Here is a 24,253-nt window from a genome sequence, read left to right on the forward strand (position 1 = left end):
TGACCCCATCTTTTTTTACCTTAAGTTGTCTCAATCCGCTACTGGCAATGCTTTTGACTGGGTTGTCACCCCGTCAGAGTCCAGAGTTTTATCATTTAGCCTATGAACAACTGCCAAAACGCCATATCGTTAAGATTTGGCAGGAAGAACTCAATCCGGATCGGCATGGGGGACACAATGGTTTTACAATTGAGGGCGATCGCTATTTTACCAAACGGGCGATCGCTTCAATCCTCCGCGAGCCTGCTGTCTATCTCTGGTATTGTTTGCAAAAGGCAGTTTTTTTCTGGTTGGGAAACCCTATAAGTGACTGGCCTTATCACGCTATGTTTAATGTGCAGGCAATGCGGTCTTTCTTTTCGCGGCAACGGCTTTTCGGCATTTTATAGTCGCGAATTTTGCCTGTATTTGCTGCTTTGGGCATGATAGTTTTGCGGCATCCCTGGCGGGAGTTTTTGCCACTGTTGCTAGTCTGTGGCTATTTTACTTTGATTCATGCGCTCACTTATGCAGAAGTTCGCTACAGCGATCCGCTGCACCCGATTTTTGCGGTCGCAATTGCTACGGCTGCGGGGGAACTTCAGCGTCGTTTGAAGTTAATTAGTCAGTAGGTATTAGACAGTAGGCAGTTTGTGCAGGCTAAAAGTTGCTATGATAGAGGTGTATAATATGTTCGGTTAAATAGTTATAATACTAGAGACCAAAAGTAGTGCCGAATCCTATAAGCGATCGAGTAGATCCTGTACCATCCTAACTATCCTGGCATTTGCTATAACTTTGAGTTAAACGGATATTTTCAATTATGAAATCTAATCGATTTAAAGAATTAGATATGATGAGAGGCTTTGCTGCCTGCTGGGTAGTGGGGGTTCATTTTTGGTACTTCAATTTCTTGCCTCGATTTTTTGGATACAGCAACTTTTTCGAGTATGAAAAAGCAGGGTACCCAGCCTCGACGATTGCCAAGTATTTTCCCCTGCCATTTAATAGTGCAGGCAATATAGTTTTTGATTTGCTGAATATATTTTTCGTGCTTGGATATCAGGGAGTTCATATTTTTTTCATTCTCAGTGGTTTTGGACTGGCTTATTCAAGAATTTTAAAACCTGATGAAAGCTGGAGCATTTTTATGAGAAAAAAATTTTTCCGGCTCTACCCTACCTACTGGATACTTTTAATTGTATCTTTGATAATTCCTCGGTTAAGAGCGGATTTATTTTATGGCTATTTTGATTGGTGGTCATTGTGGAGAAGTTTTATTATTCTCGATAAAGCAATACCATTTTCTTGGTTTATGCTTCCACTAATTCAATTTTATTTGTGTTTCTTTGTGCTGTTCAAACTTTTACATAAATATTCTATCAAACAATTTATCATGACTTCTTTTTTTATAAAAGTAACCTATACATTTTTAGTTTTAATTTTAGCGTATAACGTATTTTTGCCAATATTGGGCGATGCCGTTTATCCAGGCTATTTAGCAATTTCAAGGTTATTTGAGTTTTGTTTAGGAATGGCAATGGCAAAGGTTTATGCAAGTAATCCTACTCTATTAATTAATTACCTAACTAAGCCCGTCACACTAGCCATAGCAATATTTTTTGAAATTTTGGGTATTCTGGCTTCCCTCCCAGAATCAAATCCAAGAATTCTCGGCGTATATTTACCTTTTGGAGTGTCTTTTTATGATGCTTTCATTGGATTTGGCCTATTGGTAATTGTCTTTAATTTGTGTAGAGAATTAATACATTTCTCAGACTTAACAACGAGATTTTTAACAGGGATTTCTAAGATTTCCTATGAACTCTATTTAACGCAGTTTATAGGGTTAATTGTTCTACCCAAATTTTTTACTATGGTTGTGCGAGGTGAACCTTCACTTTTGACGGCTAGCCGTGCTATTTTACTTTATATATTAATTAGTGAAATTTGTATAGTTAATGCTTGTTTATTACAACAGCTAACAAACTCGATCGCCCGTCGAGTTAGATTAGCGATGGGTCTGTTTACCTCGGGCATAAAATAACCTAAATTAGTAGTTAATAATCACGTGTTATCAAAAACTAGAGTTCTAAATTTGTTCCTAGGCCTTTTAATTGCCCTCAGCCTAGAGTTGTTCATCGGAACGACAACTTTTGCTCAAAACATCGAAACAATTAAAATTTCCGGTACTGCTGCGGGTGTCAGCACTCGCTACATCGGTGCAGTCGAGGGTAATATCAATTTCGACATCAAAGATTTGCAAGATTTGGGAATTAATACCTACCGCATTTACGGGGGGATGTCCCGGTGGGAACCCGAAGACGACGACGGTAAATACGGTTGGCCATCTATTGACGAAATTAAGACAAATCCCAATATAATTAATTGGGCGCACTGGGATCAGATTATGACTAATCCGCCCCAGGGTAGCGATTATTGGTGGTCGGGACAACCCGGTACTGTTTGGCAAGGCAATGCCAGGACGATTTTTAATACTCTAAAAGAAGCAAATATTCGCCCGGTTGTCAGTATTCGTAATGTTGATAATAGCTGGCGGCCTAGTTGGGCGCTGCAACTGAATCCGCCGCGCACAGGAGAAGATTGGAATGAGTGGTGGGAACACGTTTTTGCTACGGTTTATTGGCTGAATGTTCGCAATGATTACCGCGTTGATGATTGGGAAATTCACAACGAACCGGATAATCGCGATCAGGGTTGGGGTGGGACTAGGGCTGACTATTTTGAATTGGTTAAGGTGGCAAAAGATGCGATCGACTTTGTTTACCAAACTTATTTGCCTTCGCGCACTTACCGCATCCACGGCCCGAAAACCGTAGGAGGCAGCAATTGGCCCGCTAGTGCTTTGCAGGAAATACCGAATTATTTTGATACAGTCAATGTCCACAACTACGATGCAGATATTTCTAACTACACCCGCAAAGTGCGTGGCTGGATGAACGGTACTGTCCGCGCTAACTCGCAGCTTTGGGTAGGAGAATGGGGAACTTACGAAATTAGCTACGGCGATTTATCTTTAGCTTTAAATTTGATTAAGAATTTGATTCGAGGTTCCCAACCGGGGGATAATTATATTTACGGCAGTCACATATTCTGTTTGTACGACTGGGGTAAGCAGGGACTGGCGGAAGGTTTGCTAGGTGATGAGGGAAAACGGCGCGCGAGCTACTATGCTTTGCGGATGGGAATTAGGGCATTGCAGGGCGGAAAAACTACATTTTTTCCTATCACTAACAGTTCGGATTTAATGGCAGTTGCAACTCTTGATGCTAGCAAGAATGTTTACTTGCTGGTTGTCAATGACCGAGCAACATCTTACACTGTTAATGCTGATATTTCGGAGCTGATAAAAACGGGTAATGGCACGGTGCGAGAGTTCAGTTCTAAAACAATGGATGAGGTTGTTGGTAGCTTAAGGCTGAAGGGCGGAAATGCGAGTTTTGCACTGGCGGGGAACAGCGCTATTCTCATCAAGTTCGATCGCCAGAATTGAAGCTCAAATCCTCTGGGCCATAATTGAGATAAGATAGAATTAGTTATGCTCAGAATTATTTATTTTCTGCCTATTTGGCCATCGAACCCTCGAACCCTCGAACCCTCAAACCCTCGAACCCCTAATTGCACAGTTGCCATACCTAAGTCGTCCTGTTGTGATTCCCCTCCTGTCGCTGGTAAATTGGTAGCGTGCAGGTATCTTGCCTCAAACAGAATCCGAGCGAGAGTTCCGTTGAGGGCCAGAAAGTAGGGTGCAGTCTAGACAATCCCAGAAATTCTTGCTCGTAAACCCGCAGCAGTTAGGCTAGGCGAGGAATTGCCTGCCCGCCTTCGTGTCCGCCGTCTGGCAGATAGCATTGGTTCTGAAAGTCAGAAGCCGTCAATTATCAGGATATGGCACGGAATTAATTTTAAATGCCAAGATGCTGGAAGTAGGGGTGAGTTTAATCGTACAGAAACTTTGAGCGCGCTTGGAAATCTCGCGGGCAAAGCCTCTCAATCAATCTGCTGCTTGCGATCGGGTTTTTCCAACAAATATCACTTTTATGCCCCCTGATGTTTATTCCCTCCCTCAGTCAGGTCATCAACCGCAATCCCCTCACCGTCACCGCTGAGACGCCCATAGAAAAGGCGATCGAGCTGATGAGTAGCACAGGAGCCAGTTACGTCCTCGTGGTAGAACCGCGCGGGAATTTTCAACTCGGAAATCTCATGAACGGAACTTCCCGACAATCGCGGGAACAGTCGGGTTTCTACAACGGCGTACCGCGTGCGGTACACGCAGGAGGCAACGGGCTGGGTCTCAACGGCTCAAAAGCTCCCTATGCGGGCGGCCAGACAGTGCTGGGGATTTTTACAGCGCGAGATGTCGTACAGCTAAATTCGATCGGGGCTGCTTTGAGCGGATTTGCGATCGAGCAAATCATGATCCGAACCGTAACTGTAGCCCGAGAATCGGAAATTCCCGACTTTTTTGCCTTAGCAAATCTCTTGGAGAAAAATCAGATCAGCCATTTGCCGATCGTCAGCGAGGCTGAAGAACTTGTTGGTTTAATTAGCTCTCAAAGCTTGGTGCAAATGTTGCAGGGAATTGGGGAATCTACACCAAAAGCAATTAGCAGCGCTTCGCCACCTGCGGCTTTCGCATTCCCTCCGCCACTGCCAATTCTGAATCAGAAATTAGAGCTACCCGCAAGTTTAATTAAACTTTATCAAATCCCCCAAATAGCAGGCTCGCGAATAATTCACGCTCCTTCTAATTCTTCGGTTCGCTATTTGGCGCAACTGATGTTTAGACACAATGTTAGTTATGTATTAATCACTGAAACCCCCGATCAACACTCGACTGGTGCGGCTCACAATTCCAAATTTACAAATCCCAACCTTCACAAACTGGTTGGGGTGGTAAGTTCGCGGGATATTGTGCAGTTGCAGGCGCTGGGAAGAGACTCTAACAAAATTAAAGCGGGATCAATTTGCAGCAGTTCCCCGCCGCTGGTGCGATCGCACTCTACCCTCGAAGCAGCCGTCGCGCTGCTGCAAAAACACTACTGCCAGTTGCCTTTATTAGTCATTAACGAAACAAATCACCCGATCGGGATTATCAATCCTAAAACTATCCTTTTACAAGCGCTTGATTCAAAATCTCTGCATTCTGGCTTGATCGCTTTGCAGCGCCAGCTAGAATCTAGCAACGCTCAATACAAAAAACTCTCTGCAGAAATACAGCGGACAGCAGCAAATAGCCACGAGGTGGCTGAAATTTCTCACCACAGTTTCGTAGAGCGGCCAAATCTCCCCCCTGCAGTCAACAATCAGGGGATTTGGGACTGGAATCTCGAAACAGATGAGTTTTTTTATTCGGCGCGGTGGCAAGAAATGCTGGGCTACCAAGAAGGGGAAATCTCGAATCGCCGATCCGAATGGTGGAGTCGCATCCACCGAGATGATATTGACTCGGTAAAGGCAGCTTTAGAAGAACACTTCGCCGAAAAGACACCGGATTTTGCAGCAGAATATCGGATGTACTGTAAAGACGGCAGCACTGTCTGGGTGCTGAACCGAGGTCAAGTTTTACGCAGCGCTACCGGCAAACCGCTGCGGGTAGTAGGAACTCATACAGATATTACTCCAAACAAGCAGTTTGAAGTCAAAAACCGCGAGCACGATCGAGAACAATTCCATCTATTTGACTCTTTGAAAGCAACAGTAATTTTCCACATAGATGCGGCGGGGGTTTGGAAATTTCTCAACCGCGCTTGGACGGAGATTACGAATTTTTCGGTGTCCGAAAGTTTGGAAACTAATTTTTTAGAGTGGGTGCATCCAGAGGATCGCGAGCAATGTACAAATTTATTGGAGTCTTTGCTGTCGGGGAAGTCGGAATTTGAACGCCGAGAACTGCGATTTAAGTCCAAGTCGGTTTCGGGTAAAAACTCCTTGGGAATTCACAGTAATTCCGGCTTTGTTTCCGTGGAACTATTTGCCCAAGTCCGCCGGAATTCCCAAGGCGAAATAGTGGGAATTTTCGGGACTTTACACGATGTCTGCAACCGCCTCGAAGGAGTTGAGGAACTGCGGGAAAGCGAGCGCGCAATTCGATCGCTCTACGAGGTAATGGTGACCTCGGAAGGTTCTTTTGACGATCGAACGATCCGGTTGCTGGCAATGGGCTGTAGTCAGTTTGGAATGGATATCGGGCTGTTGGGCAGGGTTTTGGGCGATCGCTACGAAGTGATTGCGGCTTATGTACCGGAAGATTTTCCCTTTGGATTTGCTAAAGGAGACGGTTTTGCTTTGAGCAGAACCTTTGAGCGAGAGGTTTTGCGATCGAGCGAACCTATTTCTGTCGAATCAGCCGGCACTACTCAGTGGCGCAACCACCCCGCTTACAGCGTCCGCAAGTTGGAGGCTTTTGTGGGGACGAGGGTAATAGTCCAAGGGCGAGTTTTTGGCACTTTGAGCTTTACTTCCCGCACCACTAAATCTCCTTTTAAACCGCTGAATTTTGAAATTTTAAAGTTGATGGGCAATTACATCGGCGCAGAAATTGCCCGCGAAGAGCGAGAGCGAACTTTGCAACGTCAGTACCAGCGCGTTTTACTACTCAAACAAATTACTCAAAAAGTGCGATCGACCTTAGATACTCAAGAAATTTTTCAGACTACCGCCACCCAAATCGGCCGCGTGTTTGGTGTCAATCGCTGTACAATTCATACCTATCTTTCCGAACCTTATCCCCACCTTCCTTGCGTGGCGGAATACTTAGAACCCGGTCACGAATCGGCTTTAGATTTAGAACTTTCTGTCACTTATAACCCGTACACCGAAAAACTCCTCGCTGAGGATATAGCCCTAGCATCTCCCGATGTGTTTGCCGATCCTTTGCTGGAATCTTCGGGGCCGATGTGCCGCCGCATCGGATTAAAATCTATGTTGGCTGTTCGCACTTCCTATCAAGGAGAACCGAATGGAATTATTACTTTGCACCAGTGCGATGCAACTCGCCAGTGGAATCCGGACGAAATAGAACTCTTAGAAGATGTGGCCGCTCAAGTCGGCATTACCTTAGCTCAAGCACAACTTTTAGAAACGGAAGTTCAGCGACAGCGACAGTTAGCCGAGCAAAATGAAGCTTTAGATCAAGCACGACAAGCGGCGGAAGTTGCTAATAGAGCTAAGAGCGAATTTTTAGCGACTATGAGTCACGAAATCCGCACTCCGATGAATGCGGTAATCGGGATGACGGGCTTGCTGCTGGATATGGAACTAACTCCTGAACAGCGTGATTTTGTGGAGACAATTCGTACCAGCGGCGATGCTTTGCTGACTATTATTAACGATATTCTAGACTTTTCTAAGATTGAATCTGGAAAATTGGATTTGGAACGCAGCCCCTTCGAGCTGCAAAACTGTATAGAAGAATCTCTAGAATTACTGGCTCCGAGAGCCTCAGAAAAAGGTTTAGAGCTGGCTTACTTTATTGATGATTCTGTTCCTAAAAACATTTTAGGAGATGTCACGAGGCTGCGCCAAATTTTGGTAAATCTGCTGGGGAATGCAGTTAAGTTTACAGAATCTGGAGAAATTGTGGTGTGCTGTACAGCTAGGCAAATTGAACAGGTAGCGGCTAACAGTTCGCCAGATAGAATTAATATTCTAGCGCCACAACCGCTCGCAATTAACCAGGGAGAGTTGGCACATAGCAGACAATACGAGATTCAATTTGCTGTCCAAGATACGGGAATTGGCATTCCGCCAGACCGCATGGATCGCCTGTTTAAAGCTTTTTCGCAGGTGGATGCTTCGACAACGCGACATTACGGCGGGACGGGTTTGGGACTGGCTATCAGCCAGCGTTTGAGCGATATGATGGGCGGTACAATGTGGGTTGTCAGCCAGGTTACTCCGGGAAGTTCTAAGTCTCAATCGGCCGTTTCTGCGATCGGACAAAGTATCGCTGGAAGGTCGCCAGCAGAATTTACTCCGCCGTCGATATCCGGTTCGGGTTCGATTTTTTATTTCACGGTGACTGCTGAAGCGAATGACATCCGGGCTGAGGAAAAAAGGCCAGAATTTGCCGCTGGTAAGCGCTTGTTAATTGTTGAGCATCATGCCATTAATCGGCAAGTTTTGATCCGGCAGGCAGAGTCTTGGGGAATGATACCCGTGGCTGTAACTTCGGGTGCTGAGGCTTTGGAAATCATCAAAGGAAACTCGCCGCTCGATTTAGCTATTTTGGCGATGAATCTACCCGATATGGACGGTGTGGCTTTGGCTGTGGAGATTCGGAAATTTGAGCTGAGCAATTTGTCGGGCGGCGACAATCTAAATCCGAATGCCATCGTTAAAAACACTCGCAAAATAGCACTACCTTTGGTGCTGTTTACTTATTTAAGTAAGGCGGAAGTTTGGAAAAAACTTGAAACTACAGAAGTACATTTTTCTGCTTTTTTAACTAAGCCTTTAAAACAGTCCCAGTTTTATAATGTGTTGCTGCAAGTTTTTGGATATGTTACTGGCAGAAGCGGCAGGGGAGAAGTTTCAAATGTGGTGACTTTGACTTCGGGATTGAAGTATTTTGAAAATTCTCAAGAACAGCACCGCGTGCAGCGGACGCCTGCTGTTTTGAGGCAGGTTGCGGCGAATTCTGCCGGACAGGATGCAGCTAATTCTAGTCAGATTCGGATTTTGCTGGCTGAGGACAATGTGGTGAATCAAAAAGTCGCTACGCATTTACTCGACAGGATAGGATATCGGGCTGATATTGCGGCTAATGGGTTGGAGGTTTTGGAGGCGCTGAAGCGGCAATCTTACGATGTTGTGCTGATGGATGTGCAGATGCCGAACATGGATGGGTTGGAAGCGACGCGCCGCATTTGTCAGGAATGGCCTGCTAACAAGAAGCCGAGAATTATTGCGATGACTGCTAATGCGATGCAGGGCGATCGCGAAAAGTGTCTGGAAGCAGGTATGGACGATTATATTACTAAGCCCGTGCGCCGGGAAGAGTTGGCGATCGCCTTGAGCAAGTGCTCACCTCTGAATCGGGATGAATTGGAGGCGGTTACTGAGCAAAACAATCCAGATATTTCCGATCGCATTGACAGTGATAATGGGGCATCTTCGAGCGTTCAACCGGGAGCCGATTCGCCGATTGATTTTCATATTTTGCAAAATCTCCGCGAGCTAGACGATGATGAAGACCCAGATTTTTTGGGGGAGCTGATTAAGATATATTTGGAAGACGCACCGCAACATTTAGAAACTATTAAGGAGGCTATTTTTCTCGGCGATGCTGATAGTTTGAAGCTCGCTTCTCACACGCTGAAGTCGAGCAGCGCCAATTTAGGAGCGGTGTCTTTTTCTGCTGTTTGCAAGGAGTTGGAGTATATGGGTCGCGTGGCGGTTGAATCTGGAGGGGAACAGGTTTTTGATGTGAGTACGGCGCGCGATCGCCTGTTGGAAGCCCAAGCGGAGTGGGAAAAGGTGCGGGCGGCTTTTGAGACGGAATTGGAAACGGGGAAGTTGCGATCGCAAATAGGGTAATTTCTAATTGGTAATGGGTAATTGCTAATGGGGAATTGCCCTTACCGATTACCAGAAGAGCTATTTAACTTTCACCTAAATATGCTTTGCGAACAGTTTCATTTGACTGCAAATCACTAGCAGTACCAGCGACTACAACCTGACCGGTTTGGATGACATAGCCGCGGTGGGCTACACTTAAAGCCATGCGAGCGTTTTGTTCCACCAGTAAAATAGTTGTTCCTTCAGCATTAATATCGCGGACGATCGCAAAAATTTGACTGACTAACATCGGAGCCAATCCCATACTCGGCTCGTCCAATAATAACAAGCGGGGGCGCGACATCAAAGCCCGGGCGATCGCCAACATTTGCTGTTCGCCGCCGCTGAGAGTTCCCCCTTTTTGACTAATTCTTTCTCGCAAACGAGGAAATAAATTTAATGCTTTTTCCATATCCGACTTGATACCGAGAGTATCGTTGCGGAGATAAGCACCCATTTCTAGGTTTTCTTGCACCGTCATTCGCGGAAAAATCAACCGCCCTTCGGGACTTTGAGAAATCCCCAAACGGACGATCGCCTCTGTAGATAGTGCTTCTAAAGGCTTTCCCTCAAATAATACAGTGCCTTGGCGCGGGCGCAGCAGTCCTTGAATTGTGCGGAGAGTTGTAGTTTTCCCCGCCCCGTTGCTGCCGATTAATGTCACAACTTCTCCCTGCGAGACTGTTAGCGATACTCCTTTGAGAGCGTGGATATTTCCGTAGTAAGTGTGAATGTCTTTAATTTCCAACATAATTACTCTTTCTGCTTTGTGCTTTATTATATTATCCAGACTAATTATAAATTTTTATTGCATTTATTTAAAATTAACTTTTTTTATAGTAATCAGTAATTTTACTTAGGTCAACACCCGCCCTAGCTCCCATACAATGTATTTTTAGTAGCTGTGGCGACCAACTTTACAGAATTTTTACTTAAACACAAGATTTCTTGACAGTAGCTTTACAAAAATCTCTAAGTAAATAGGTAGTATTAATACGTAAGCGAAACCAACCGCTACAAGTTACCAATAACAGCACTTAAAATTTTTCAAATTTAAGGAAATCTACCATGAAATTCAATCACAGTACCGGAGCGATCGCATTTTTATTAGCAACTCCTTTAGTAACCGGCTTGACTGTAGGCATTGCCCCTAGCAGTGCTGCAATAATCGCAGGTTCTGCTGCAGAAGTAACCATTGACGACTTCAGTCACAGACCGACTGGGACAGGTACATTCACTAACACTAACACTCAGACAAGAGCGACCAGGGGTTTTGTTATTAGCAAAGCGAATGCTGAGGCAGCTTTTATATCTAACTGTCACGAATTGCTGGCAGCAAATCTCTCGCAAAGTGGAGTCATAGGCACCGGGAATAACTATTCCGGTTTAGCCAAAAGTCAAGCAGCAGTGATCGGTGACTTCTCTATTAAGGCAAAAGAAACTTTTTCCTTCACTGTTCAGACTATTTTACATCTTTTAACATCTGTTACTAATCCCCAATCAGAACGGGCTAGCGCCACAGGTAGTATATCTTTTGCATTAATTGACACTGTTTCTAACATTCTTTTAGACTCATTTCAATTTGGGATCGGTTTGCACTCTTTTAAAGCCCCGGAATTAAGTTTGTCATACAACCTCGCTGGAAACTTTAATCCCACACAAATTAATTTTGCTTTTCTCGCTCAAGGTAATACAACAAGCCTGAGCTTGTATACTTCCGGAGTGTATTCGCGGACTTTTGACAGCACCACTAATTTTAAATTAGTAGAAGTTAAGAACAATATCGCAGGGGCACAAGCGCAACCAGTTCCCCAAGCAGAACCAGTTCCCGAACCTACTACTATATTAGGCACTGCCATGTTTTTCGGTTTCCTCACCAAGAGGCGAAAACTTAAGAATCAATTGTCTGAAGTTAAATCAAAAGTTTAGGAATGACGCAAAACATCTAACTAGGTCAACTATGCTGTTAGATACCCGACTTATTTAATAAGAAGTCGGGTATCTAGTTATTCTGTATTATCCATTGCCCTCTTCTTCTTTTCCCAAATATGCCTCAATTACCCGAGGATCTGCGCGAACTTGATCCGGAGTTCCCTCAGCAATTTTAGTACCATACTCCATCACACTAACGCGATCGCTAATTCCCATCACCACCTTCATATCGTGTTCAATCAGCAAAATACTCAACTTCAACTCATCGCGAATCCGGTAAATAAAGCGAGTTAAATCAGCCGTTTCGTTCGGATTCATCCCCGCAGTCGGTTCGTCCAAAAGCAGCACTTTCGGATCGGAAGCCAAAGCCCTGGCAATTTCCAATCTCCGCTGGTCGCCGTAGGAAAGGTTTTTTGCCAACTCCGGCGCTTTAGAAGCACCTAAACCGACAAAATCCAGCATAGTCAGCGCTTTTATTTTAGCTTCTCGTTCCTCAATCATCGCAGCCGGAGGGCGGAGGATTGCGCCCAACAAACCTGTTTTTAATCGGCAGTGTCTGCCTACTAAAACATTATCCAGCACAGTCATATTGTTAAACAAACGGATATTTTGAAAAGTTCTAGCAATACCGAAAGTTGTCAGGTGATCCGGAGGCAAACCCGTGATATTTTTATTTTCAAGTACCAACTGTCCCCCACTCGGTTTGTAGATACCCGTCAGCATATTAAAAAAAGTAGTTTTGCCCGCACCGTTGGGGCCGATCAAACTGGCGATCGATCCTTTTTCCAATGTTAAACTAACCTGGTTGACTGCCGTCAAACCGCCGAATCGCATGGTAAGTTGCTGTGCTTCTAATAATGACATTGGGGTTGTGTTTCCTAATATTAGTTAAGTTGTTATAGCTCGGATTCTATATAATACCAAATCCGCTCGGTTAAACTGCGTCAGCTTGGCTGTGGTGGGATGCTGGTTACGACACCGAAAGATTTGGGCATCGGAATGCGTTACAGAAAGTCTTGGGCTAAGCTTCATGACTGCGTTTCGGTTTAAGGTTTCCCCTTGAGTTTAAGGACAAAAAGGGTGGAAAATTAAATTACACGGGTAGTTTTTCAGGAGGATCGGCTACTCTAGTAAGGGGTAGTATTGAGGCCGGAACTATGATGAAGCTTGGTTTGCTGGTGCGATCGCGAAGCGTCTCCGCAGAAAAATCGCCAAACAACGACTTAGGAATCGGAAAAGTTACCGAGCTATCCTACTCTACAGCAACAGTGGAATACTTCTGCTCAATTGGGCAACGCCTTGAAAAAACCTTACCCTTAACTTCGCTTCATAGAGTTCAACTCCCGCCTCAGACACGATGCTACATCCAGCCAGAAAGCCAGGATACATGGATAATGGGCAGAATTTTTGACTGGGATGAAGACAAAGGTGAGTATCGAATCGACCTACCCGATAAAAAGATAGCATTAGTTGCTGAACAGGAAATTTACGTTCGTTGCAACCTACCCATCGATGACCCCATCGAAACTCTAGCGATGAAAGGTCAGGAAACGCCCTACTTTCACGATCGACGTTTAGCTTTTGTCCAGTGTCTCATCCAACAACGCGCTGTCAGTCGCGGGATGACAGGACTGATTTCTGCCAATATTGACCTTTATCCTCATCAAGTTGAAGTTGTCCGCCGCGTACTCGAAGACCCCATTCAACGTTACCTCTTAGCTGATGAAGTTGGACTGGGAAAGACGATCGAAGCAGGTGCTATTCTTCGCCAGTATCTCCTCGATCGACCGCAGGGACGTGCAGTGGTGCTAGTACCGCAATACCTGCGGGAACAGTGGCTTCAAGAATTAGAACATAAATTCTATGTCTCTGACTTGGACAATCGTGTCCAGGTACTTGCAGTAGAGGATGTCGATCGAGTCAGCCCGAATGCCGATTTGGGCTTCCTGATTTTAGATGAAGCACATCATATTGCAGCAATGGCGACCTCTTCAGATTCGATAAAGCGCAGGCGTTTCCAGACTTGCAAACACCTCGCTCATAAAAGCGATCGCCTACTTCTATTATCTGCAACTCCAGTTCTCAATCACGAGCGAGATTTCCTGGCGATGCTGCACTTACTCGATCCGATCACCTATCAACTTGATGATTTAGAAGGTTTTCGTGCGAGGGTGAAAAACCGCCAACAAATTGGTCGAGTTTTACTCTCATTTAAAGAGAAAGCAAATCCGTTTGTGCTTAAAACTAACCTCAACCAACTGCGAAACCTTTTTGCTGAAGATAAATATCTGCTAAATCTCGTAGAGGAATTACAAAATTGTTTGGTTTCTCCAGAAACACTCCCGGCCGATCGAGATCGAATTGTGCGATAGATTCGCACCCACATCAGCGACACCTATCGGTTACACCGTCGAATGCTCCGCAACCGTCGCGCTGCGGTGGAAGATGTAATTTTTGACCGAAATGTTACGCCAAAATTAGAGTATGACTTAGATGAGCGATCGCCCCAAATTCACGAACTAATTGATGAATGGCGCACAGTCGCTCCTAATGAACAACAATATCAGCACATTTTTCTGCTTTTATTCCGTGCTGCTGGTACTTGGCTGGGAATCTTACAACAGGTAGTTGAAGTCCGTTTAAATTCTATCTCCCATGCTAGCATCATTCAGGAATTTGGGATTGATAGCGCCCGAATTTTGACTGAAACTCCCAAGTTTTCAGGAGAAGCAGAAATCCTGCAATCTTTGCTGCAAATTACTCAAGAACCTTCTGAAGAAGGCGATCGCATCGAATTACTCAAGATTGTTCTACTTTCTCATCTGTCAGAATGTTTGAAACTTCAATCTTATCGCAGCAACCTTGATAGATTGCTGGAACAGGTGCAGCAGCGAATTCGCCGCCCGATACCGGGAGATACCCTACCAAAAGTTATCATTTTTACCAGTTTTATTCAAACCGGCGCTGAGATTGTCCGGTGCTTATCAGGTACTTTCGGTAGCGGAACTGTAGCTAGCCATCAATTAGGGATGAAACGCTCTGATGTTGAAAAAAACCTCGATGGCTTTAAAAAGGACCCCAATTGTTTTATCCTAGTGTGCGATTCCTCTGGTGAAGAAGGCCGCAACTTCCAATTTGTGAACTGGATGATTAATTTCGATCTTCCCTGGTCGCCAAATCGTTTAGAACAAAGGATTGGTAGGATCGATCGTATCGGTCGCCCTTTAAATGTTCAATTTACAGTATTCGCCGGCTCAGACTTAGAGGATAGCCCTCACGATGCTTGGTATCAATTATTAAAAGACGGTTTTGGCATCTTTCGTCAATCAATTGCCAGTCTCCAGTTTTATGTAGATAAAAAACTGCCAGAACTAGAAGCCACTTTGTTTCAATCTGGTGCTAGTGGACTATTGGAAACGATCCCCGCAATTCAACAGGAAATAGACTGCGAACAAGTAAAAATCAGCGAACAAAACGCCTTAGATGAAATAGATGCCCAGGATGAAAATGCTACCCAGTATTTTCAAACTTTAGATGATTATGATGCTCGGCATCAGGAAATCAAACGAGTAACAGAAGACTGGATTTGTCAAACACTCCAATTTAATCAAGTTGACGATCCGAATTTAGCAAAAGTACAGCGTTATCAACCTACTAAACGCACTCTCATTCCCATCCACGACCTGCAAACTCGCTTTACTGCGTGTGCAGAAAAATCTGGTACTTATAACCGGAGAATATCAACTCAACATCCCGGTGTCAACCTCTATCGTATTGGGGAAGGATTTGTGGAAGCACTAGCATCTTATATCCATTGGGATGACCGGGGTCAAACCTTTGCGATGTGGCGATGCGATGAATCTTGGAATGCTGGAGAAGGGATGGAATGGTTTGGTTTTCGCTTTAATTATCTAGTCGAGATTGATTTGGAAATAGCCCAAAAAGTCTTAACAGATTTGGGAATTGACAATCACAAATACAAGGCTCTAAAGCGACGCACAGATGCACTGTTGTCCCCAATTATAGAGACAATTTTCATTGATGCTCGCTACGAACCAATGAGCATTGTTGAAGATGAAGCACTTTTGAATATCCTGCAACGTCCATATAAGAGTAAAACCAGTCATCCATGCCGAGATTACAACTTGGCAAAAAGTCGGTTGCCAATTCTGAATGAGTTTATTAATGCTAGTAATTGGCAAGAATTTTGTCATCAGGCGCGTCGGACTTCTGAAACATTGTTGGGCGATCGCACTTCTTTCATCGAACTCTGCGAACAACAGGCCCAAATTGCCGAACAGAAACTAGGAAAAAGACTTGCTCAACTGCACCTGCGTCTTAACCGCTTAGCTCAAAGCCAACAAACTTCGCATTCATTATTAGCGGAAGAAGTCAACATAGAAACTGCTTTAAATCAAGCTATTTTAGAAGGAATTCGCCATCCCCGAATCAAGCTTGATTCTGTAGGATTCATCATTGTTTCTGGGCGAGTTCCCGTTCAATTTCTGAAAGAGGGGGATGAGTGATGGCTGATTTTTTCCAAGAGTTAAGAGACATTCTTCAAACAGGTAAGATTCCTGCTGATACAAGTCAGTTTTCAGAAGCTTGTCAAAGGCGCTTGCTTGATGCTTTGGCTGCTGCGGAAACTCCTGACGCGCCGGGAAAAGGGGATATTGCTGCTTTAGTGCGTCACGTATTGCGGTGGGAAGATGAGTTACAGGGCGGAATGTCTCAAACTCTAAAAATACCTCTGACTTCTCCTTTCCCGAATCGCGAAATTTGGCGACAAAGTGGCATCGATATTTTGGGTAAAGGCTCGGATTACTATTTAATTAGCGCTCGTCCTTGGCAACCAAATTGGCTGGATTTTTCCGAACAATATCATCCAGACAAACCCGTATTTAAAGAGGAAATGCGCCGTAACTACAAGGAAGTAGCGGGAGATCCGTTTCTGGAATTGGTGGATAAGAAAAAGTATCGAAGTGTAGGACAAAGTGAAGCAATTCGTGCTGTTTTGACTGCTCCTGAGAGCTCGACACTTGTGATTAATCTGCCTACGGGATCTGGGAAAAGCCTCTGCGCTCAATTACCAGCGCTTTTGCGATCGCAAAATGCTGGTGTTAGTGTCATTGTTGTGCCAACTACAGCACTAGCCCTTGACCAGGAACGAGCTTTAAAACCTTTTGTGAACCATGCGACTGCTTATTATGGCGATGAGTCTGGGGAAGGACAACAGAGACGGAAGGAAATTTGCGATCGCATTCGCAACGGCACCCAGCGAATCGTTTTCACCTCACCCGAAAGCTTGATGGCTTCTCTCGCACCTGCTATTTACGAAGCCGCACAATCAGAAATGTTGAAGTATTTCGTAATAGATGAAGCTCATATCGTCGAGCAGTGGGGCGATGAATTTCGCCCAGAATTCCAAGAACTTCCCGGCTTGCGAAGAGACTTGTTGCGTTTAACTTCTTTTACGACTTTATTGCTGACTGCAACCTTAACAGAATCCTGTTTAGATACCCTAGAAACTTTATTCGGCAAACCCGGCCCGTTTCAAGTGATATCTGCCGTGCAGTTGCGACCAGAACCCTCTTACTGGTTTGCTTTGTGTGAAAGTGAAGAAATCAGAAAAGAGCGACTAATTGAAGCTGTTTATCATCTTCCTCGCCCTCTGATTGTTTACGCCACAAAACGCGAAGATGTGAGGCGATGGGAACAGGATTTGCGGCGTGCTGGATTCAAGCGGTGTGCCATTATGACCGGAGAATCTAGCCTACCAGAACGCTCTCAACTGATTGAAGACTTCCGCGAGAGACGAGTTGATATAGTCGTTGCTACTTCGGCTTTCGGATTGGGCGTGGATCAGTCCGATGTTCGAGCCGTAATTCATGCCTGCATCCCAGAAACTATCGATCGTTTCTATCAAGAAGTCGGTCGAGGAGGTCGAGACGGCAAGGCAGCAATCTCGCTCACATTGCATACCAAGGAAGACCTAGAAATTGCCAAGTATCTTAATAAAAATTCTGCAATTACTATCGAACGGGGTTTAGAGCGGTGGGACAGTATGTTTTTCAAGAAAACAATTCTTCCCGATCGTCGGTTTCGCGTTCCCGTCAATATTCCTCCATCTTTACAACTAGCAGATATTGATATGAAAAGCAAAAAGAATCAGGAGTGGAACATCTGCACTTTAACGCTGATGAGTCAGGCTGGTTTAATCGAAATGGATGCGGATGAACCGCCGCTAAGAAAAAATTTTGAATCGAACGACGCTTATCAAAAAGATTGGAAACTGTACCGAGAATCCCGCTTTATTCGTATTCGAGATGAATCGCATCTGAATGCCCAAACGTGGGAACATAAAGTAGAACCAATTCGCAAACAACGCCAAAACAGGAGCTATAAAAACTTGGAATTGATGCGCGAGGCTTTACGACCAAAACGTTGTATTTCGGAAATCTTAGCTGAAGCTTACACAATACCCACCCGTGCAATACCAGAACCGAGAAAGCAGGTGATAGTTTCTCGTGCTTGCGGCGGATGTCCGATTTGCAGAAAAAATAGGGACTCGCTATTTGCAGGAATTATGCCCGCGCCGATATCTGTATGGCAAAACCCTAAACTTTTTGTAGGTAAAGAACTAGAACGATTGCTAGCAGGAGATAAATTAATGCTGATTTTCTATGAATCTATGGAGGAGAAAAGTTGGAAACGTAAAAGCCCTCAAGTTTTTCAATGGTTGAGGGAGCAAGGAATTAGGAATTTAGTTGTTAGTCGCGAATTTTATAGTACATTGATTAAAGAACCAAATCTAATCCCAGATGCTTTTCTATTTTTGTTTGAAAAATACCAACCCATTCTGATGCCGCGCATTCCCACCCTAATCTTTCATCCACCAGGAAAGGCTGTCCCTCACAACTATCTGTCACTAAACAGAACTTCTCAAGCTCCCCTTATTATCATGCTTCCTGTAGATACACCCGATCCCAGTCGCAATGACCGCAAGCTGATTGATATTTATTCAGGTAAATACTTTATGTTTGACCACTTTTGCACGGAGATCAGCTTATGAGCGTATTAAAAACTGCTTTGGCTGCTCCTAGCCGAATGCGAGGCATATTTAGATATTTGCTTCAAGCCCCCAAACAGTGTGAAAATAGGGGAAAACTCACTAGCCTGCTTTCTCCCGATAAATTGTCAGAAGGGAGAAACAAAGGTGCGGAACATCCGATGTTTGATGCTGCACTGCGAGAAAGTATCAAGTGCGGTTTATTAATCGAAGAAAAGGAGGACATTGCTATAAATTTTAATCTTACCGAAGAAGCTCGACATCCTCAAACTGGCGATAAGTTGTTGCCGGATACGCTGGCAAAGTTATTTTTCGCTTCTGATAACGAAGATGAAGAAGATTTAGGTCGCTTAATAGCATGGTATTTAGCCCAAGATATTTATGATGCTCCCGGTACGTGGGAAGAAGTAGAACAGCGTGTCGCGGAACAGAGAGTTGCTGAGTCTTTAGATTTGAAAATATCTAGCAATAGTCTGTTCGGTCAAGTCGCGGACTGGATGTGTTATTTAGGGTTTGCTTGGGGCCATGCTTTAGGAGCGAACAAAATAATAGTTGCTGAGCCAACTGCTTATCTCAGACGAAATTTAAAAGAGTTATTTCAAGGAGAAGTGCAAGCTAAACTTTCGATCGCAGAGTTTGTCGATCGTTTAGCTAAAAAATGTCCTCTGTTTGAAACTGGCAAATTTCGAGAACAGGTTGAGGAAAAAATCGGTTTTCGCTTGCCAAAGCACTTATCCACTAGCACGGCTTTTGCTTTATTCCGCCTTCAGGATGATGGCTGCATCCAGCTTATAAAAGAGTCGGATGCCGATTTATTCATCCTTCCAAGTGGTGACAAAGAAGCAGGATTTTCTCATATTATTTGGACGGGAATAGAACTATGACTTTTACAAAATTTGTTTGCTGGGATGTGGAGCGAGTTAGTCGCGTGATGGGTGTGGAAGCTACCCAAACGGCCGATAGTATATTTCTAGCAACTCACCATCCCATCGCCATGTACCGCCAGGAACTTATCGAAGTACCGTCGCGAGTTCCCTACAGTGAGGAACAATTTCTCAAAGATTTTCTGGCAGAACAAGATTTCGCTTTCGTACCAGTTTTAGGAAGTTCTGGCACAGGAAAATCTCACCTGATTCGCTGGTTAGCCGCCAATATTGAATCGACACAGCAGCGTCGAGTTTTGCTGATTCCCAAAATTGGAACGAATCTCAAAGATATTATCAGTTTAATATTAGAAGGGATGGCAGGAGCAACCTTCGATGAATACCGGCAGCGTTTAAATCGAGCCACTAGCACCTTAACAGAAGCCCAAGCCCGAGAACAGCTTTTGAATCAGCTTGCTGCTGCGGTTGGCCCCAACGGTCGGGGCGATCGCGCTAATCTTTCTGAATTGGAAGATCACCTCGTTAAGAATGTTGACTCTCTACTATACGATCCATTTTTCCGAGAATACTGGCTAAAAGATGGACGTATCATTCATCAATTAGTTGTCCACATTCTCGGACATCGAGATACGCTAGAAATCGTTGAAGAACGGCGGCAATTTTCCCTTGAGGACTTGCCTCTAAATATTTTAGACTTGCCAAAAGCTGGGAAGAAATCGCAGGATTTTTACAGCTTGTTAATCGGCAATGAGGATATCCAAAAGGCAACTGTACATTGGTTGAACCGACATTTAGATGAAGCGATCGCTCGAGTTTTGAGCCTCGGACGGGAAGACTTGCAAAGATTAATGCGAGAAGTTCGCGAAACTTTAGCCAAAGAGAAAGTAGAATTAGTTTTACTGATTGAAGATTTTGCCAAATTTCAAGGAATCGATCGCGAAGTTTTAGAAGCAGTTTTAGCGAGGCCGCAACAAGCCGGAGGCAAATCTTTGTGCGCGATGCGAACGGCGCTAGCTTGTACTACGGGATATTTTGACGGTTTGAGGTTAGATACTGTAAAACAACGGATTACTTTTAGCGTTAATCTCGATGTCGGTACAGTTGGAAAACAACAATCTTTAGTGGATTATGCAGATATCAAACAATTTGTGGCTCGATATCTCAACGCGGTGCGTTTGGAGGATAAAATAATTCAAGATTGGGCTAAGTCTCGCAATTATGAAGATTCAGATAAAACAGCACTAAGTAGTGCTTGTAATGAATGCGAACACAAACTAGCTTGTCATGCAGGTTTTGGAGAAGCGGACGGTTTTGGTTTGTATCCCTTCACGCCTGAAGCCTTAGAGCAGATGCTTGCCAGGGTAAACCCCGAAACTTTTAAACCTCGATTTTTGATTAGAGATGTTCTCAAGTGGACTCTAGAAAATTCTATTTCTGATATTGAGAATGGAGGCTTTCCTACTATTTCTGTGCGAGAACATTTTGGGAAGATGCGACTGAGTGCAATGGTTCAGGCAGATATTAAAGCAAAAGATTCACGAAATTACGATCGCCGCCAAACTCTCCTCGATTTGTGGACGGATAGTAACGAGCTTTGTGATTTGCGCCCGGAAATTCACTCCGCATTTGATATTCCTGCACTTGGCGTGAAGGTGCAGCAGACCAAAGTTCGACCCTCAGCTTCGCAGGCTAAAGACTCTAGGACTTCGGTTAGTAATTATCGAGTTGAGCCACAATCTCAAACTGAAAAAATTCCCGATAAGTTGACGAATCAACTGCAAATTCTCGATCGCTGGAATAACCAAGAAATTTTTCCGCAAGATATCGGTGGAGAACTGCGACCGTTGATTTACTCAGCTATCGGCGAGCGGATCGAATGGGATGCGGAAATGCTACTTAAGGGGAGTTTTGCTGGTAGTGGGACGACATATTTTAAAAGCAGGAATATTACTTTTTTTAGTCCAAAAGTGACGAGGGAGACGATTTCTGGAGTTAAATTATCTCTTCCTCTGAATCCTGACGATCCTGATGAGTTTCGAGAAAGCGCGATCGCCTTCCAAGCCATTTTACAATACAATCATTACAAGCATTGGAAGTTCCCCGATGGCGATCGCTACTTTCGCACCTACGCCAAACAACTGGAAAAATGGAGCCAATATGTTTTAGAGCAAATTCGCCTGTATCCCCGCGAGTCTGGGGAACCCTGGAACCCTGTCCCTGCGGCTGTTGAGCTACTGGCGATCGCAGCAACAATGGCAGGACATCCTACAAATTCGATTGAACATTTGATTAATAGTTTGTTTCTCGATTTAGAGGCAAAAGATTTAGAAAATCGTTCAGCTAACTGGAAAAAGCTATTTAATAGCTTACAAAACCACCGCGAGGCTTTACTAGAAATTGTTAAAAGTCGCACTGCCTGCACAAAAGGAAGTTCTAAACAATTTCAGATTATTGATGTTGTACAAATCCTCGACCCATTGCAACAGGTTAGCAAATCTTGGCAACCTCAATGTGAAATCCCGACAGATGTTGGAGAAAAGTTTCCCGAAATTAATAAAGCCCGTCAAGCAGCAGACGAACTCCTAGAAAAAGCGATTCAGGAAGAGTGCGATCGGCACCTTTTAGTTTACAATTATCTCATATCTGAATTAGGAGAAGACATCAAGAAAAAGGAGGTTATCGATTTAGTAAAACAGGCGATCGCTCGTTCGACAGAAGCTGGTGTATTTCGAGGAAAAAAGACGGTAGATGACCTAACATCTGTGTTGGAACAGTTTAATCGTGTTAAGCTTTCTAGCTATTTGGGAACAATGAAGCGCGTGCAAGCTGAGAAAGATAACCCAGATAGTAAACCGAGCAAGCTGCTTAAAGATGTCAGTGAAAATCATCAAAAAGCAATGATTGAGGGTTCGGAATTTCTGGGAAACACTAACAATTTTCTTGATAATTCTATAACCGAGGTGAATAACCGAGTTGAAGATTTAGAAGTGTCTGGTGGTGCAACAGTAGAATCTTGCCATAGGGCTATTGAAGATGGATTGGCTAAACTGCGAAATCTAATTACTGAAATTAAAGGATAGATAATATGCTTCTCGAAAAATCCACTCAACTGATTGACTTATCTCAAAAGAAAATTAATCTTCAGACGTATGCAACCCATCTTCAAGGCTTTCAATCTCGACAAGAACAAATCAAGCAAGCTGTCGATGGAACTCGACCTCTCGTTCAATGTTTGAGAGCTTTTCGTAAAAAAGGAATTGCCAATTTGGATTTAACTCAAAAGGCTGAGATTCTGCTGACATTTATTGCTAATGTTGAGTCAAAATTTCTAGAAGATCCTGAGTGGATTATAGATAATGAAAATTTCAACGAAAAAAATTTCACTTCTAGAATAAAACAATTGCAAAAAGCTCTGGAGGAACAACTCAGTCAAGCTTGGCGGCGCTACCGAAATCAAAATAGGCCCAGCACTAATAATGAAATCCTAAATTTATTGGATAAAGTTTCGGGATTTAAGCCAACTGTCCAACGGATTAGAAGTTTAGATTGTCAAATTCTGGAATCAAACTCAATTCCCCAAAGCAGCGAGGATTTTGAAAGAGTCGATCGGCTAATTGAGCAATTAAAGCAGTGCTGGGAGGGCTTAAATGCTGATGAGGTTCCTGAAGCAGTGCTTCGTTTTCTGAGAGTAGCTGCTAATGAGGGTGCTACCCTGGGACTTTTAACGCCAGAGGTAAAAGATTGGTTGGCTAAACATGGTCTTATTGATTCTTTACGAATTCGCTTGACCTAATAAATGGTTTGCGATTGTCCAAGAAATCACTGACGTACCCTCCTGCATTTTCTAGCGTACAGACAAAGTGCGATCGTCTTTGCTTTGATAAGGTGCGTCAGCAGCAAATTGTTTGAGTTTAGTCAAATCTCTTGACTGACGCCCCCTACTACATTTTCTAACGTACAGACAAAATAGAACTTAAAAAGATTAGATTCTAGCGAACGACGAGGGCGATATTGTGCGTGTAAATCTGCAGTCGAAAAGTTTTCAATAACTTTGAGATTGAGTTCGTCAGCCAAAGTGGCAATGTTTTCAAACCCAGTAATCCACGGTGCATACATACTTTCGTATTTATCTATGTAATCATTGATATCTTGGTAGCCCGTGGTTCTCAAAATCACCTTTTCCGACATATAATCAAAGGACAATCGGAAATTATGAACATGGTCACGAATTTGTTCTAACACAAGTATTACATCTTTTTTGTCAAGCAAGGTAGTGTTACCTTCCCATAAAAAATATGTCGGTCGAGTGAAATCAAATTGACTCTGTTTCAGCAAGGGGATTAAACCGTCTTTTACGTAATCGCCGGGGATGTAGCGAACATTGGCAGTAACTTTGTTAGCTTTGAGAGTTTCTTCTTTTAATTGAATAGTTGCGCGGTCGTCTATTTCAAAATAAATCACTCCTTCTCCATTAATTCTAGCAGCACGAGTATCCAAACCCGAACCTAAAATAACTACTTGTTTGCAACCTCCTAAAATTTGATTTGACAAAACATCATCAAAATATTTAGTTCGCAACTTAACCATTTCTTTAGCGACGGGAGAGTTTTGAGCTATTTCGCTAGCTACTTTTTTTGTTTCCTCATTCAGCCAAATTTTTACTACATTATCAGTGTAGAGAGGAATGGCCTCTTCATTCTCTTCTGCTCTAAATTCCGCAACGATAAAAGCAGTACCAGTTACATTTTTCATGGCTAATCTTTCACCCTTACTAAGTAGTTGGTTACAAATAAACATTAGATGG

The 24,253-nt window shown here is 43.8% G+C and carries 13 protein-coding genes and 1 pseudogene; 11 read left to right on the forward strand and 3 right to left on the reverse strand.

The window, feature by feature from the left end; all coding sequences use genetic code 11:
• The 5 genes from QUA71_RS18010 to QUA71_RS18030 form a co-directional block, all read left to right on the forward strand.
• Positions 1 to 389, forward strand: a 389-nt coding sequence (locus QUA71_RS18010; protein WP_333287003.1) for a hypothetical protein, incomplete at its 5' end; no start/stop codon positions are given.
• 9 nt (positions 390 to 398) lie between these two features.
• Positions 399 to 611, forward strand: a complete 213-nt coding sequence (locus tag QUA71_RS18015; RefSeq protein ID WP_333287005.1) for a hypothetical protein — start codon at positions 399 to 401, stop codon at positions 609 to 611.
• Between the two features lie 191 nt (positions 612 to 802).
• A complete protein-coding gene (locus tag QUA71_RS18020; RefSeq protein ID WP_333287007.1) occupies positions 803 to 2,026 on the forward strand; it encodes an acyltransferase family protein in 1,224 nt (407 codons plus the stop codon).
• A gap of 51 nt (positions 2,027 to 2,077) precedes the next feature.
• Positions 2,078 to 3,493: a hypothetical protein gene (locus tag QUA71_RS18025; protein WP_333287009.1), complete on the forward strand. Its 1,416-nt coding sequence runs from the start codon at positions 2,078 to 2,080 to the stop codon at positions 3,491 to 3,493.
• 557 nt (positions 3,494 to 4,050) lie between these two features.
• Positions 4,051 to 9,543, forward strand: a complete 5,493-nt coding sequence (locus QUA71_RS18030) for a response regulator (protein WP_333287011.1) — start codon at positions 4,051 to 4,053, stop codon at positions 9,541 to 9,543.
• A gap of 64 nt (positions 9,544 to 9,607) precedes the next feature.
• Here QUA71_RS18030 and QUA71_RS18035 read toward each other — a convergent pair whose 3' ends face one another.
• On the reverse strand, positions 9,608 to 10,315 hold the full coding sequence (locus QUA71_RS18035; RefSeq protein WP_006631855.1) for an ABC transporter ATP-binding protein: 708 nt from the start codon (positions 10,313 to 10,315) through the stop codon (positions 9,608 to 9,610).
• Between the two features lie 317 nt (positions 10,316 to 10,632).
• On the opposite strand from QUA71_RS18035, the gene QUA71_RS18040 reads away from it, so the two are divergent.
• Positions 10,633 to 11,493 (forward strand): PEP-CTERM sorting domain-containing protein, encoded by an 861-nt coding sequence (locus QUA71_RS18040; RefSeq protein WP_333287012.1) that lies wholly within the window; start codon positions 10,633 to 10,635, stop codon positions 11,491 to 11,493.
• Between the two features lie 87 nt (positions 11,494 to 11,580).
• Here the strand turns inward: QUA71_RS18040 and QUA71_RS18045 are convergent, their stop codons facing one another.
• The gene (locus QUA71_RS18045; RefSeq protein WP_333287014.1) at positions 11,581 to 12,360 is read right to left on the reverse strand and encodes an ABC transporter ATP-binding protein; all 780 of its coding nucleotides are present in this window, start codon (positions 12,358 to 12,360) and stop codon (positions 11,581 to 11,583) included.
• Between the two features lie 296 nt (positions 12,361 to 12,656).
• Between QUA71_RS18045 and dpdE the strand changes: the two are divergent.
• The 5 genes and pseudogenes from dpdE to QUA71_RS18070 all read left to right on the forward strand — a co-directional run bounded on the left by dpdE (position 12,657) and on the right by QUA71_RS18070 (position 23,242).
• Positions 12,657 to 16,022 (forward strand): annotated as a pseudogene (gene dpdE / locus QUA71_RS18050) (protein DpdE).
• Positions 16,022 to 18,568, forward strand: coding sequence for a protein DpdF (gene dpdF / locus QUA71_RS18055; protein ID WP_333287016.1), 2,547 nt, complete (start codon positions 16,022 to 16,024; stop codon positions 18,566 to 18,568). The pseudogene dpdE and the gene dpdF overlap by 1 nt, the downstream one beginning before the upstream one ends.
• Positions 18,565 to 19,449 carry a protein DpdG gene (gene dpdG / locus QUA71_RS18060; protein WP_333287019.1) on the forward strand — a complete coding sequence of 295 codons (885 nt, stop codon included), beginning with the start codon at positions 18,565 to 18,567 and terminating at the stop codon, positions 19,447 to 19,449. The genes dpdF and dpdG overlap by 4 nt, the downstream gene beginning before the upstream one ends.
• Positions 19,446 to 22,529: a protein DpdH gene (gene dpdH, locus QUA71_RS18065; protein ID WP_333287021.1), complete on the forward strand. Its 3,084-nt coding sequence runs from the start codon at positions 19,446 to 19,448 to the stop codon at positions 22,527 to 22,529. Before dpdG ends, dpdH begins: the two co-directional genes overlap by 4 nt.
• Positions 22,530 to 22,534: 5 nt before the next feature.
• A complete protein-coding gene (locus tag QUA71_RS18070) occupies positions 22,535 to 23,242 on the forward strand; it encodes a hypothetical protein (RefSeq protein ID WP_333287023.1) in 708 nt (235 codons plus the stop codon).
• A gap of 122 nt (positions 23,243 to 23,364) precedes the next feature.
• Here QUA71_RS18070 and QUA71_RS18075 read toward each other — a convergent pair whose 3' ends face one another.
• Positions 23,365 to 24,201, reverse strand: coding sequence for a class I SAM-dependent methyltransferase (locus tag QUA71_RS18075; protein WP_333287025.1), 837 nt, complete (start codon positions 24,199 to 24,201; stop codon positions 23,365 to 23,367).
• Between the last annotated feature and the right edge of the window lie 52 nt (positions 24,202 to 24,253).

It is taken from the genome of Microcoleus sp. MON1_C5 (assembly GCF_036701875.1).
In the GTDB taxonomy this organism is placed as follows: Bacteria; Cyanobacteriota; Cyanobacteriia; order Cyanobacteriales; family Microcoleaceae; genus Microcoleus.

Excerpts from the sequence above, each read along its gene's own strand:
- QUA71_RS18020 (WP_333287007.1), top strand. The coding sequence starts at position 803 with ATGAAATCTAATCGATTTAAAGAATTAGATATGATGAGAGGCTTTGCT.
- QUA71_RS18075 (WP_333287025.1), bottom strand. The coding sequence starts at position 24,201 with ATGAAAAATGTAACTGGTACTGCTTTTATCGTTGCGGAATTTAGAGCA.
- dpdH (WP_333287021.1), top strand. The coding sequence starts at position 19,446 with ATGACTTTTACAAAATTTGTTTGCTGGGATGTGGAGCGAGTTAGTCGC.
- QUA71_RS18030 (WP_333287011.1), top strand. The coding sequence starts at position 4,051 with ATGTTTATTCCCTCCCTCAGTCAGGTCATCAACCGCAATCCCCTCACC.
- dpdG (WP_333287019.1), top strand. The coding sequence starts at position 18,565 with ATGAGCGTATTAAAAACTGCTTTGGCTGCTCCTAGCCGAATGCGAGGC.
- QUA71_RS18045 (WP_333287014.1), bottom strand. The coding sequence starts at position 12,360 with ATGTCATTATTAGAAGCACAGCAACTTACCATGCGATTCGGCGGTTTG.
- QUA71_RS18035 (WP_006631855.1), bottom strand. The coding sequence starts at position 10,315 with ATGTTGGAAATTAAAGACATTCACACTTACTACGGAAATATCCACGCT.
- dpdF (WP_333287016.1), top strand. The coding sequence starts at position 16,022 with ATGGCTGATTTTTTCCAAGAGTTAAGAGACATTCTTCAAACAGGTAAG.
- QUA71_RS18040 (WP_333287012.1), top strand. The coding sequence starts at position 10,633 with ATGAAATTCAATCACAGTACCGGAGCGATCGCATTTTTATTAGCAACT.
- QUA71_RS18070 (WP_333287023.1), top strand. The coding sequence starts at position 22,535 with ATGCTTCTCGAAAAATCCACTCAACTGATTGACTTATCTCAAAAGAAA.